The following is a 13847-nucleotide window of genomic DNA, read 5'->3' on the forward strand; positions in this document are numbered from 1 at the left end:
TTCATTGTGAGCATCTTGGTGAGTTGCGACAAATTAAATAAGAAATATGGTCGAACCTATGCATTACGGGATCTGGATATACAGCTCGAGGAAAACGTTATTCATGGCTTGCTCGGACGAAACGGCGCAGGCAAAACAACCTTGCTAAACATCATAGCAGGTGGACTCTTCGCCAATGACGGCACCATTGAGATAAGAGGTAAAAAGTTGGGTAAAGGAGCCTTACCAGAAGATTGCTGTTTCGTACGGGAGAATAATAAGCTATTTGGAGGAGCTCGATTGATTGAGATTTTGCAGTTCGCTGCAAATTTCTATCCCAATTGGAACTGGACGTTTGCTCATAAGCTTCTTCAAACGTTTGAGCTTGATCCCAACAAAAAAATCAAGCAGCTCTCAAGAGGCACAGAATCACTCGTAGGAAACATTATCGGTCTGTCTAGCCGATCGTCATTGACATTATTCGACGAACCAGTGATTGGCCTTGATGTATTGATGCGGGAAAGGTTTTACAAGGAGCTTTTGGAGGATTACGCCAATCATCCCCGTACGATTTTAATTTCTACGCATTTGATTGATGAAATCGCCCCAATCGCAGAAAGAGTCTATATCATTGATGAGGGCTCTCTCCTGCTTCATGACGAGATGAATCGGATACGGATGGCAGCTTATTTGATTCGTGGAAATTCAGATGCCGTAGCTTTGTTTACAAAAGGAAAGCGAGTATTACATACAGAATCTTACGGCCACGGAAAGCTTGCCGCCATCTACGAAAAATTTAACGATGAGGACAGGCTTCAGGCCCGCAAACTAGACATAACTATTGAAAATTTGACGCTTCAGAAGTTTTTTTCGTATTTGATCGAAGGAGGTCGTTAAATTGGGTGCATTGACCGTTCATTTAAAGGCGACCTATTTGCAAATGAGGATTTATATATGGATGGTCATTATTTTAATCCTCCTTGGCAGGTTGGCAGAATTCATTGTTGGCCTCTTTATAGACAGCAGTCAGAACACAGGAATCGCGGATGGCAACCTGCTGCTGCTTATTTTGCTCATTTTCGCAATCGTACTTCCGCTTAGCTATTACAACCGCATCGTACATTTAGGAGCAAGCCGAAAGCAATATTTTTTTGGTCTTCAATTCGTTTATGCTGTGTGGGCAGTGGCCATCGCTTTATTTAATTCTTTATGGCCTATGCTTGAAGTGAATCTACTCCACAAAAACACCGTAAACCTTATTGAAGCGTTTCATTGGAACGAATTTGGCGTGGCAGGTTCTTTTCTCTACCAAACTATTTTTTATTTGATGACGATGGCGCTCCTAAGCATGCTAATCTCCGGCTACCACCACCTTGTCGGCTGGCTGCTGTGGGTGCTATTCATTGTGGCGATTCCAACCGGAACAGCGATTCCCGCGCTACGCGCTCATGTTGTTTCTTTTTTCGAAGCATTGTTATTCAACGACTCACTAATCAAGGGTGTTGGATTTAATCTTGTGCTTTTCATCGTGTTCGTAGCCGGTGGTTGGTTTTTCACAAAGGGGAGAACATACTAAACTATCTGGGTAGAAGCTTAGGTTACAATAATGACATCGACAGATTTCCTGTTTAGCTCGTATAATAGGGGGAAATTGGTAGATAGGAGTGAATCAAGCGAATTTATGGTATACATACTGGCTTTTATGCTGTCTTTTGCTGTCGTGGTTCTGCTTATTCCGCCGCTTGGTCGACTGGCACATCGGCTCGATTTTGTGGACAAGCCCCGAGAAGATGTGGAGCGTAAGCTGCACAGGCAGCCCATTCCACTGACGGCGAGTTACGCGATATTTACTGGATTCTTCCTGACATACATTGTTCTTACGAAAGAAATTTCATGGGAAACGGCGGCCCTGGTCGCCGGCGGAATGCTTCTGTTAACGATTGGTACAGTTGATGACTGGTACAAAACCAAAGGCAAAGACTTCCCTGCCCTGCCCAAGATGCTCGTACAGATCTCTGCCGCAGTGCTCGTATTTGCTTCCGGCATTGCGTTCACCGGGTTCGTGAATCCCTTCAATTCCGAATACATTATGCTTCCGATCTGGCTGCAATTTATTCTGACGATCCTGTGGATCTTCGGTGTGACAACAGTCATTAACTTCACGGACGGCATGGACGGACTGGCAGGCGGTTTGTCCGCCATCTCAGCCATTACACTGTTTATCGTGGCAATGACCAAAGGCCAAACCGATTCTGCCCTTATGGCCATTACGCTGGTCGGGGTCACCCTGGGTTATCTGAAATATAACAAAGCCCCCGCCAAGGTGTTCATGGGCGATGCAGGAGCTACGTTTCTCGGCTTCATCCTGGCGGTAATCGCCCTGGATGGTGCTTTCAAACAAGCGACCATGCTGTCTATCTTCATTCCGATTTTGGCACTCGGTGTGCCGATCTTCGACAACATTTTTGTGGTCATCAAACGTTTCATTCAAGGCAAAGCCATCTATCAGGCAGATGCAAGTCAAGCCCATTATCGCTTGCTGCGCGCTGGTCTGAATCACAAACAGGTGGTTGGCGTCCTGTATCTCATCAGTACCTGTCTATGCCTCTCTTCCATTATTTTGATGCTGGTAGAGATGTAATATTAGTAACAAACGTTTCAACAAAAGATGTAAAAAAAGAGACGAGCCCACTGATCCTGTGGCTCGTCTCTTTGCTATTTCACTGACGAAGTGAATTATCCTTTTAATAGAGTAACTACCGATTCATGCACAAACTTCTGTCAACGCGCCATACTCTATCCGATCCCTGCCCTGCCTGCATCTGCACCTTATATTCGCTCTTATCTTGAGGCTACAGGTGGTAGAAGGACCACAGGTTGCTGCCCATCTGTCCAACCCGGTCGATCAAGTTCAACGAGACGGCGATAACGCTCTTCCCGGGCTAGCAATTGTTCGTGAGAACCTTGCATGGTGATCTGTCCATTTTCCATAAAAATAAGTTCATCCATCCGTTCCACTCCCATCAGGTGATGGGTGACCCAGATCATTGTTTTACCTTGCATGCTGTCCAGAATCGTCCGCATGAGCGCTCGCTCCGTTACAGGATCAAGTCCTACAGTCGGTTCATCGAAAATAACGACAGGCGTTTCGCGAAGAAGTACCCGAGCCAGTGCAATCCGCTGTCTTTCTCCACCAGAGAAACGAAGTCCTGTCTCCAGCATCGGGGTATGATAACCCTGCGGTAAAGATTCAATGAGATCGGATAAACCTACTTGCGCAGCCACTCGCTGGATTTCCTCGTCTGTTGCATGCGGACGGCCGATCCGCAGATTGTTAGCTACTGTTGTATCAAATAGATGTGGACTTTGGTTCAGCACCGCAATGACATCCGTTATATTTTCGCCCATCGTTTGTACTGGAAGATCATTGATGAATATGTTCCCGGCAGATGGGAGCAACGCTCCCTGAATGAGCTTCAGAAGGGTTGATTTCCCACCGCCGCTGCGACCGAGTATAGCCAAGTGTTTGCCCTGCGGAAGATGAAGAGACACCTCCTGCACAGCCAATGGAGCACCTGACGTATAACGATAACTCACCTGATCGATCTGAATATCGGCTCGCAATCTGGGAGGAATACGTAGGCGGATACGTCGGTCCGACGCTTTTTCCTTACGCTCCAGAGAACCCAGCTGTTGTCCTTCTACAGGATTGCTGCCTGATATACCTGTCGTCATATCATCTTTGGCTCCGGCTGCTGCTTTCGCTTCTTCAGTTCCAGACTGTTCTGGCAGATGCTCTTCACCTTCCAAGTGCTGCAATCGTTCCAGCGATTCACGATACTGCGGGATATGCTCCACCGCATCTCCTACGGGCAGCAGTGCTTCCGTGAGTGGAAACAACACCAGCACAAATGCAGCAATCATAACCGCAGGCAGCTGTCCGGCAGAAGCCGCACTTCCCGCCCATAAGGTCACGGATACCACCATCAGTCCAATCACGCACTGCGCAACCAGATCACGCCAGCGCGTCCATTGCCGCAAGCGGAGTCGAATCATATCCGCCTGTCCTTCAGCCTCTTCCTGCTGACGCACAAATTCTTCAGCTCGTCCACTCGCTATCCAATCACCGAGGCCAAGCACACCATCTGTCAGACGAGTGTACAACTTGGCGTTCTCCCGCTTTAGTCGCACCCGCAACTTCCACGTCACGCGGAGGGAGATGGCAGGCAGCACGGCAACCAGAAACAGCATATACAACCCCATCCACAGTGCAAACCCCAGATCAACGCTGCCAAAGACCACAACAGCTCCACCGTACATCATGAGCGCGGTAACCGCTGGAAATACCGTACGCAGGTAAATATCCTGCAGTCGTTCTACGTCCTCTGCGAGGGCACCAAGTACGTCTCCCGTCTGCATACGAGAGCGCAGGAACAATGCCTGCGGCTCCAAAATTTGATACAGCTTCACGCGCTGATCCGCCAGTATACGCAAAACCGCATCATGTCCGGCCAGACGTTCGACATACCGGAATACGGCACGGAAAATCCCAAATGCACGAACACCCACGATAGGTACATATACCATCAAAATATTTTCAGGACGGAGCGCCGACTTGGAGATCAGAAACCCGGAGGTGAAGAGCAGCAGCACAGCACATAATGTAGCGCATATCCCCAGCGCAATGACTGCCACGAGTCTCCAGCGGTACTGTGCCACGTACGGAGTGATCCAGCTATTCTTTTTGCTCCCGCTCCGGGCTGTTTCTGTCTGCTCATATCCGGCTTTCATCTTACACCGCCTCCATCTGGGCCTGAATCATCTGGTAATATACGCCTTGTCGGGCCAACAATTCCTCATGTGTTCCTGTCTCTGCAACCGTGCCGCCCTCCATCACGATAATGCGATCCATATGGGGCATCCAATGCAGTCGATGTGTTGCCAAAAACACCATCTTACCCTCAAACAGCGTTAACATCGTCTGTTTCAGTTCATACTCGGTCTCCACATCCAGATGCGCAGTCGGCTCATCCAGCAGTAGGATCGGGCGCGCACTAAGCAGAGCTCTCGCCAAAGCTACCCGTTGCTCCTGTCCCCCACTGAGCTGCCTTCCCCCAGCCCCGATCGGCTCCTGCAACCCATTCGGCAAAGAGGAGGTAAGCTTATGCAGACCTGCTGCGTGAATGGCGTCAGCCACCTCCGCATCCGAAGCTTCAGGCATATAGAACCGAACATTATCCGCTAAGCTGCCACTGAAAATAGTTGGATGCTGCGGAATCGCCGCCGTTTGTTTTCTCCAATCTTCCATCATCTCTGGAGATAAGGGCTGGCCGTTATATAAAATCTGACCTGAAGTAAGCTGCTGGAAACCCGCCAGTACATCAATCAGGGTCGATTTCCCTGCTCCGCTCGCTCCGATAATCCCTACTTTACCAAGACCAGAAACCTGAAACGTCACATCATTCAGCGAACATGGCCCGTCTTCCTGATGCCGTACCTGTACGTTAGTGAGCGCCAGTCTGCTCGCTGCCTCCCAAGAGGGTTTCGATGAGAAAGCAGCCACACCACTTCGGGCATCCACCTCACGCATGACCACCCGTATGGTGGATGGAGCCACACCGCTTAGGCCAGAAGAAAGCTCAGAAGAAGAGGATTCTCCGTTCTTTTCTGACACCCCATGCAGAACAGCACTCGTGTATGCTTCCTTTTGCTTACGTTCGGCCATTTTCCCTCGTTCAATCATCTGGCTGATCGATTCCCCGGCCTCTTTACCGTCCAGTGTAGCGTGGTAATCTGCGCCTACCATTCGTACAGGCAGGAAGTATTCCGGCGCGAGAATGAGTACGGTCAGCGCTGGTCCAAGCAGCATATGTCCTTCCGTCAGGCGCAGCCCCAATCCAACCGCCACCGAAGCCACCGACAGCATGGTGAAGAAATCGAGTGCGAAGGAGGATAGAAAAGCCATACGCAGCGTAGACATCGTAGCCTTGCGATATCGCTGACTGACCCGAACGATTGTTTCTCCATGCTTAACGCTTTGTCCCAGTGTTTTGAGTGTTTCCAGTCCACGGAGCGTATCTACGAAATGGTTGGCCAGCGCTTTGTACGACTTGAACTGTCCATCGATCTTGCGTTGTGCAGCCAACCCCACCAAAATCATAAACACAATCAGGATCGGCAGCGTCAGCGTCAAAATAACCCCGGACATCATATCCAGCTTGAATACATAGAACAGAATAACGATTGGCGTGAACCCCATCCCCAGCATTCGGGGAATAAACAGTTCAAGATACGTCTTATACTGGGCTGTTCCTTCGCGTGCCAAGGTTACCAGGTGCCCTGTTCCTTCCGTTTTGGCAAAACGCGGCCCCAGCCGGAACCACTGCTCCACCATCTGTCTACGCAGATCGTTCCCTGTCTTCTCCGCGTACCGCGAAGCGATGAGCTGCAACCAGAACGATAGGGCATAGCGGGCGGCAAAAGCGGCCAGGAACAACAGCAGCACTGGGTACTGCTCCGTTACAGGTGAACCTTGAAACAATGCCGTAATCGCCTGTGCCAGCCATTTCGCCTGCATGATAATCGTCATTGCCTGCAACAGTACCAGCGCTGAAGCCAGCGCCAGTACCGGTCGAATGCCCGGCAGCTTCAACAGCCCCCGTCCCATATCAGTACTCCAGGTGATGCTGGTCGTTCAGACGTTTGCGGAAAATATAATAACTCCAGATCTGATAACCGAGTACAAACGGAAGCAGCGTACAAGCCACAATCGTCATCACTTTTAGCGAATATGCACCGGATGAAGCATTGTAGACCGTCAGGTCAAACGCCGAACCCATTGAACTCACCATGACCCTTGGGAACAGACCGATAAATACGGAGGCAAACGCGATTGCAATCACGGCTCCAGTCATGCCGAAAGCCCAGGCTTCACGTTTCTGTCGCACGAAGTAAGCGGCCAAACCCAATGAAGCAGCGCCAAGGACAACCATAATCCAGAGAGCCCAGCCGCGTACGGCAAACACATCGGTCATGAAGTATGTCATCACAGCGTAGATCACGAGGATCGCGGCCAGCGGCAACATCAGTTTTTTGGCCATATTCAGGGCACGTTCTCTAAGATCTCCGACGGTCCGCAATGAAGCAAACAGCAAACCGTGCACCAGACACAACAACGTAACGCTCAACCCACCTACAACCGTATACGGATTGACGATGTCCAGGAAGCCGGGACGGAGCTGCATCTGCGCATCAATAGGCAGTCCTTTCATCAAGGTAGCGAAAACAACCCCGAACAGGAATGGCAGTAGCGCACTGGAGACTACGATAATGATGTCCCATGTTTTGCGCCAGCGTTCATGTCTCATCTTGCTGCGGAATTCAAAGGCAACTCCGCGGCCGATCAAAGCCAGCAGCACCACGACCAGTGGCAGATAAAACCCGCTAAACAGCGTGGCGTACCAATGCGGGAAGGCTGCAAACATTGCACCCCCTGCCGTAATCAGCCAGACCTCATTGCCATCCCAAAACGGACCGATCGAGTTGATTAGAGTACGACGTTCACGATCCGTTTTGCCAATCATTGCAGTGGACATGCCCACACCAAAATCAAAACCTTCCAGAAAGAAAAAACCAACAAACAAGACGGCAATCAGCAAAAACCACAATTCACTTAGTGACAACAGAATAACCCCCATCCACGCCGAACGGATCGGCCGATTCATCATGCTCCTCCGGCTTTTCGACTGCATATGGCCCTGCCTTGATTTCACGAACGAACAGATAGACCATCACCGCTCCCAGGATTGCATAAGTGACTGTAAATGCGATGGTGGAAAACAAAATCTGACCTGCGCTTACGTTCGGGGATACCCCGGCTTCCGTCGTCATATAACCGAATACCGTCCACGGCTGCCTTCCTACCTCAGTCATAATCCATCCCGATGTATTGGCGATAAACGGCAGAGAGATGGCAAACACCATCAAGCGCATAAACCATTTGCCTGCTCCCTCTAATTTGCGGCGCATCGCCAGGAATGTACCGTAGATCGCTAGCAAAATCATCAATCCGCCCGCAGCAATCATGATGCGGAAGCTCCAGAACGTCGTCCGTACCGGTGGAATATAGTCCCCTGGTCCATACGTTTGCTCATACTCCGCTTGCAGCTCCTTCATGCCTTTGACACTGCCAGAGAACTTGCTATAGGACAGATAACTGAGCAATCCAGGGATTTTGATCTCGCCGGAATTTTCCTGTTTGTCCGGATCAACAAAGGCTACCACCGTCCATGGTGCCGGATCTTCCGTCGTCGTCCATGTTCCTTCACTGGCCGCCATTTTCATAGGCTGCGTCTCCACCAGATATTGCGCCTGGAAGTGACCCGAGAAGGCAACCCCCAGCGAGGAAACCAGACCAATTATGATGGCAATGTTGAACGATTTGCGGAAGATCTCCACATCCTGCTTCTTCATCAACTTGTAAGCACTAATCCCAGTTACCACAAAAGCACCTGTCATTAATGCGCCAAAGATCGTATGTGGGAACTCCACTAGTAGCTGACCATTCGTAATCAGTGCAAAGAAATCATTCATCTCGGCGCGGCCGTTGTTAATCTCGAAGCCAACCGGATGCTGCATGAATGAGTTGGCTGCCAGAATCCACAGCGCGGACAAGAATGTACCGATGAATACCAGCCAAATGCAGGCCAGATGCACTTTCTTGGACAAGCGATCCCATCCGAAAATCCAAAGCCCAATAAAGGTAGACTCCATAAAAAACGCCAGCAAGGCTTCAATCGCCAGTGGCGCACCGAACACATCCCCGACAAACCGGGAATACTCGGACCAGTTCATGCCGAACTGGAATTCCTGAAAGATACCTGTGACCACACCGACGGCAAAGTTAATCAGGAACAGTTTGCCCCAAAATTTGGCCATCGTTTTGTAAACTTCCTTACCCTTTACTACGTACAACGTCTCCATAATTGCTACCAGCAGTACAAGACCAATGGACAGCGGTACAAAAAAGAAATGGAAAATCGTTGTGAGCGCATATTGGATACGCGATAACATGATCGGATCCATACCGTTACCCCTTCTTTCTGTTCATATCGCAGTTTTCGTATTTGGCATTGAAGCCCCTTCTTCAGTTTCTGTCAGCCAAACACGTATTGATGAACGTATTGTGCCAGATAGACTATTTTATACATGTGACAATTATCACAAACCCTGCCATGACAGCAAAAAAAAGTGATGATGGTCACACAATAGAAAAAAACAAGCCTAATGTTAGAGCTTGCCAGCTTCGTCTATTCACGGAAGATGCTCATGTTTAGGACGGAACGCCCATATGTTAGTCTCAGGCATAAAATACGCCGGGCAAAAAAGGCATTACATATTGAATTATTGGATTCATTGATATCATTCAAAGCAGCGCCAATCCGATGTTTATCAGATGGTGCTGCTTCAATCCATGAACGGACAAAAATGCAAATCAAGTGAGGTGATTCATCGATGGAAGAGCTGTCTCCGATCCCAGACCCGGAGCCTCATCAAGGGGTAGATGCAGAAGAGTTAAGTACGGCCCTGCCTGCCTTTCGTTATGTCCTTTTCCCCCGGAAGGGAGGATGGTCTGCTTTTCCCTATCCAGACATCGCTGCTCTGATGGTTGCGGAAGGGCTTGTCTACTATGTCAGTAGCCTGGAGCGCTCCGAGGAAATGCCTGCGAATATCACCGTCATCACGCTTCCCGAAGCAGAACAATTGCTGCAGGAGCCCCGTACGGTTGCTGTGGTTGCGCATCCCTACTGGCTGACCGCCACAGCCTCGCTCCATCCGGGGCTCTGTATTGTACTTCTTCCCGAGCCAGTTGGTGAAGAAGCGGAGTCTCCCTTATGGGAGAGCTGCATTTCAAGACTGGTCGGTATCGCCGATCTGGTGGGCACGACTTCAGAAACACGCTATATGAAGCTGGTATTCCAGGGCGTACGCGCCATCTGGCTGAATGGAGAGGATACCTCTCCTGCTGGTGTCATGCAAAAGGATGACCTCGAGGTCCCTCTCCGGGACTATGAACTGCTATTCCTGCATGCGCTGCGACAGACGCTCTCGGGTGTTCAGGATACGGTCACCCAGCTGCAATGCAGTGTGCGGGCCGACTTCTATCGTCAGCTTCGTTCCAAAGCAGGAGCGCATGAGACGATTTCCTTTTTGCTGGCAGCCTATGAATATGTGCTAGAGGATTCCAGAGCGGCCACTTCACTCAAGGAAGCCTTCTCTCACGCGGTATTAAACGGGCGCAATGATTGTGTAAGCTCCCACTATCGATTCCTCTCCGCCATTCATGCAAGGGCCGGGGAAATCGAGAATGCGTTGCAGGTGTATGGAATCAGCGCAGGTAACGAGCAGGAACGGCACCATTATGAACAACTCTGTCGCTGGCTTGAGGCCGGGGAGGAACAGCTTGTCCGGGCAGAACTGCTGCGTCTGAATGATGACTATGGAAATGCATTGCACATTTTGGATGAACTCGGAGGCGAAACGGCGCGGCATTGGAAATTTCGTATCTATCAGGAGACTGGACGTGTGGAAGATGCATTAGATTTGGTGCATGCAGTGGATATTCAGGATAGCCCCAGCCGACAGGATTATCGGCAGCTATCGGGTCTAGCTCTGGCTCTGCGCGGAGAACGTCACGGGGCGGTGAGACAATTTCTGGAGACGGCACTGGAGGATGAAGATGCTCTTGCACGAATCGTCGAGATGGAGCTGTTGGATCAAGCCGTCCAGCAATTGCTGGGGGAGGTGCCATGATGCTGGACCCGAAGAAGCGCAGACAACATGTGAATGGACCGATGGTGCATAAGGATATACGATCCGAAACAACTCATACTCCAACGGAAACGCTGGAATCGCTGCATGCTGACCCAGAGGGGCAAGGGGATCAGCAGGATGCTGTAAAACGCCAGGACACAGGCCTATTCAGAGAGCCGTTTTCCGTTCGTCGGGTTCGTAAAAGTCAGGGCAATAAACTGACCGCCATGCTTCAGGTACGTAACGAGCGCGGGCGATATCTGGAGGAAGTGCTGGACGATCTGAGTGAATTCGTAGATGAGATCGTCATTGTGGACGATGCCAGCACTGATGGAACACCCGATATATGCAGAGCCTATCCAAAGGTCGTTCGTCTGGAAGTGCTGGAAAAGCCATTATTTGCGGAGGAATGGCGATTACGCAACGCTCTATGGCAAGCAGCGGCAGGTACCTCCCCGGATTGGCTGCTCTCGGTTGATGCCGATGAGCTATACAGCACGGAAGCGAAGAAAGCGATACGCGCTCTGATTAACCAGGACCACGCGGACTGGATCGCTTTCCGCTTCTACGATATGTGGGGCGGACGAACCCACTATCGGGAAGATGACCTTTGGGGGCTTCACCGACGTCATACCGCTTCCCTGGTCCGTTATATGCCAGGTTATCCTTACTTTTATCCGCAGCAAAATCATCATGTGCCTCGTCTTCCCTTGCCCTGCACTGTATTGCCTGGAATCAGCACAGAATTGAAAGTCCAGCATCTGGGCTGGGCCGGAAGTCTGGAGGATCGGGTTCGGAAATATTTGCGTTATAAACGAATTGATCCACACGGCGAGTGGGGCAGCCTGGAGCACTATGAATCGATTCTTGATCCGGAGCCCCGACTGATTCCGTGGAAGGAGGAGCAGTGAAATGGGCGTGGTCAGCATATTGACACACAGCTTCACCGATGGATATAACCGGGAATTCAGCCGGGTGTTCGGGGGCGGTCTGGAGCGTTACGTCCTGGATTTATGCAGTGTAATCCGCGGATTGGGACACATCCCCGAGGTTCATCAACTGTCCTATTTTGAAGCTTTTCAGACCCGTACGGAACAGATTGATGTATACGGATATGCCTACGATATGAATGATGTGCCCGAAGCTTTTGCCCGAATGGCTGCCGCAGCACGAGGACCTGTGATCTATGCAAGCTGCCTGTGGCAGCCCATTGCCTACAAGCCGGGCAGTCTCGGCATCTGCCACGGTATTAACTGGGATCGTCCCGCGCTGCCGCTCGAAACCAAGCAGCAAGTCGCTGAGCATATTCAGCTGGCACTGGATGGACTTGTACGCATCGTGTCGGTCGATTCACATTTTCAGACCTTTTGCCGTGCTGCTTGTACGTTTGCCGATGCCGGTCAGGTTGTGCTCATTCCCAATGCAGTGGATACCTCCTACTTCACGCCTGCTCCGCCAAGGCGTACATTCGAGCATGAACAGGAAGAAGAATGGTTGGCAGCGTGGAAGAAGGATCTTGCAAGTCATGAAGATCATAGTGAAGCTGCCATCTCGGGGTTGAATGCTCCGTCATCCGTGGAGGAAAGAAGCGATGGAAACGGCATGGTGCGGGCGGACAGATCCGAGGTGACAGTAATCGCTGAAGAACTGGACTCGCCAAATATCAGACAGGGCATGGCTGGTCACCAGCCAAATGTGCTAACGGGTAATCATTTGAAGGAGCAGGAGGATGAAACAACGACTGCAATCCATGTGAGCCCTTCCCGTCCACTACGCATTTTATATCCACGCCGCATCAGCATGGAACGGGGCATTATTCCGATGATGCTGGCAGCTGACCGACTGCTCGGTGCCTTTCCTGATCTAGAGGTCGAATTTGCCGGAGAGCTGGTTGAAGGCAGCACGGTGGGCCGATCCTTCCGGTATTGGCATCGCACGCACCCTCATGCGGATCGAATTATACAGCGCACGTATGATTTTCGGGATATTCGCGAGGCCTACCATCAGGCAGATATCGCCGTGATTCCGACCGTCTTCTCGGAAGGAACATCCTACGCTTGTCTGGAGGCGATGAGCTGTGGGCTTCCGGTTGTTGCTTCCAATGTTGGCGGTCTGAATGATCTGATTCAGGATGGCTTCAACGGACTGCTGGTACCTCCAGGTGAAGAAGCGCTGACCGCTGCGCTGGTACGCCTCGTTCAGGATCGGGCTGAGCGGGAGCGGCTGGGTATCTATGCCCGCGAGACGGCGCTGTCCTACGACATATCCCACTGGCGGCGCAGGTGGAGTACGGTATTGGAATCTTTTTTGGCAGAAGCAGGATTAAAGGAGGGAATTCGGGGATGATGGATACGCCAAATGCAACGGATTTCACGGAATCAAGATACATTCGGGAGGGTGACCCCAAAACGGATACATTGGTTTTTCCACTGCATCCTGCGTGGTGGAGCCGTCCGTACGAGTACGAATGGGCACGCTTGTTTGCGCGGCAGGAAGACGTCGTACTCGACGCTGCCTGTGGTATATCCCATCCGTTCAAATTCTGGCTGGCAGAGCACTGCCGGGAAGTTCATGCCTGTGATTGGGATGAGCGTATTTTGTCCAGAGAAGCGATCCGGCTGGATATCGCTTCTGATTTTGGTGAACAGGCCGCACGTGACCTGCCGGAATCGAGCCTGGACCGACTAAATCTTGCGCAGGCCAATCTGGCTCAGCTTCCGTATGAATCGGAGATGTTTGACAGCGTATTCTGCATCTCTGTGTTGGAGCATCTGGATACAGGCACGATGCTGCGCGCCTTTCGCGAATTCGCCAGGGTGCTGAAGCCGGACGGACGGTTGATAGCCACGTTTGATGTGCCCGAGATGCGTCCAGACCTGCTGGAGACGATTATGGCTGTTACCGGACTGACGATCGAAGGCAAGCTGAGCGTGAAAGAACCAGAGGATGCCATCTGGTCTGACATGTACGGCCCGGCAATCCGTTGTTTTCGTGCTGTTATTCGTAAAGAGTAATTGGGATGGATAAACGGGATCACGGATCAGGGGCATAGATTA

General features: G+C 50.9%; 11 protein-coding genes. 7 read left to right on the forward strand and 4 right to left on the reverse strand.

The genetic code is table 11. From position 1 onward, the window contains the following. Window positions 1–6: 6 nt before the first annotated feature. From BLV50_RS17485 to BLV50_RS17495, 3 genes are all read left to right on the forward strand, one after another. Window positions 7–876, forward strand: coding sequence for an ATP-binding cassette domain-containing protein (locus BLV50_RS17485; protein ID WP_090809132.1), 870 nt, complete (start codon window positions 7–9; stop codon window positions 874–876). A 1-nt stretch (window position 877) separates the two neighbouring features. Continuing rightward, window positions 878–1555 carry a hypothetical protein gene (locus tag BLV50_RS17490; RefSeq protein WP_079695485.1) on the forward strand — a complete coding sequence of 226 codons (678 nt, stop codon included), beginning with the start codon at window positions 878–880 and terminating at the stop codon, window positions 1553–1555. 105 nt (window positions 1556–1660) lie between these two features. Further along, window positions 1661–2620: an MraY family glycosyltransferase gene (locus BLV50_RS17495; RefSeq protein WP_063567347.1), complete on the forward strand. Its 960-nt coding sequence runs from the start codon at window positions 1661–1663 to the stop codon at window positions 2618–2620. Window positions 2621–2820: 200 nt separating this feature from the next. Here the strand turns inward: BLV50_RS17495 and cydC are convergent, their stop codons facing one another. Genes cydC through BLV50_RS17515 form a run of 4 tightly spaced genes read right to left on the reverse strand, consistent with a single transcriptional unit; the run spans window position 2821 to window position 9063 of the window. After that, window positions 2821–4770, reverse strand: a complete 1950-nt coding sequence (gene cydC / locus BLV50_RS17500; RefSeq protein WP_072733744.1) for a thiol reductant ABC exporter subunit CydC — start codon at window positions 4768–4770, stop codon at window positions 2821–2823. 1 nt (window position 4771) lies between these two features. After that, on the reverse strand, window positions 4772–6646 hold the full coding sequence (gene cydD / locus BLV50_RS17505) for a thiol reductant ABC exporter subunit CydD (protein ID WP_072733745.1): 1875 nt from the start codon (window positions 6644–6646) through the stop codon (window positions 4772–4774). A gap of 1 nt (window position 6647) precedes the next feature. Next, the gene (gene cydB, locus BLV50_RS17510; RefSeq protein WP_072733951.1) at window positions 6648–7664 is read right to left on the reverse strand and encodes a cytochrome d ubiquinol oxidase subunit II; all 1017 of its coding nucleotides are present in this window, start codon (window positions 7662–7664) and stop codon (window positions 6648–6650) included. Further along, on the reverse strand, window positions 7648–9063 hold the full coding sequence (locus tag BLV50_RS17515) for a cytochrome ubiquinol oxidase subunit I (protein WP_072733746.1): 1416 nt from the start codon (window positions 9061–9063) through the stop codon (window positions 7648–7650). Before BLV50_RS17515 ends, cydB begins: the two co-directional genes overlap by 17 nt. A gap of 429 nt (window positions 9064–9492) precedes the next feature. Here BLV50_RS17515 and BLV50_RS17520 point away from each other — a divergent pair, with 429 nt between their 5' ends. Genes BLV50_RS17520 through BLV50_RS17535 form a run of 4 tightly spaced genes read left to right on the forward strand, consistent with a single transcriptional unit; the run spans window position 9493 to window position 13805 of the window. Further along, window positions 9493–10791 (forward strand): hypothetical protein, encoded by a 1299-nt coding sequence (locus tag BLV50_RS17520; RefSeq protein WP_072733747.1) that lies wholly within the window; start codon window positions 9493–9495, stop codon window positions 10789–10791. Next, window positions 10791–11702 carry a glycosyltransferase gene (locus BLV50_RS17525; RefSeq protein WP_083584678.1) on the forward strand — a complete coding sequence of 304 codons (912 nt, stop codon included), beginning with the start codon at window positions 10791–10793 and terminating at the stop codon, window positions 11700–11702. Before BLV50_RS17520 ends, BLV50_RS17525 begins: the two co-directional genes overlap by 1 nt. Before the next feature lies 1 nt (window position 11703). Continuing rightward, the gene (locus tag BLV50_RS17530; protein ID WP_072733748.1) at window positions 11704–13137 is read left to right on the forward strand and encodes a glycosyltransferase family 4 protein; all 1434 of its coding nucleotides are present in this window, start codon (window positions 11704–11706) and stop codon (window positions 13135–13137) included. Beyond that, entirely contained in the window at window positions 13134–13805 is a 672-nt protein-coding gene (locus BLV50_RS17535) for a class I SAM-dependent methyltransferase (protein WP_072733749.1), read from the forward strand. The genes BLV50_RS17530 and BLV50_RS17535 overlap by 4 nt, the downstream gene beginning before the upstream one ends. The last annotated feature ends 42 nt before the right edge of the window (window positions 13806–13847 follow it).

Origin of the sequence: Paenibacillus sp. 276b (assembly GCF_900107875.1) — a bacterium.
GTDB classification, from domain to species: domain Bacteria; phylum Bacillota; class Bacilli; order Paenibacillales; family Paenibacillaceae; genus Paenibacillus; species Paenibacillus marchantiae.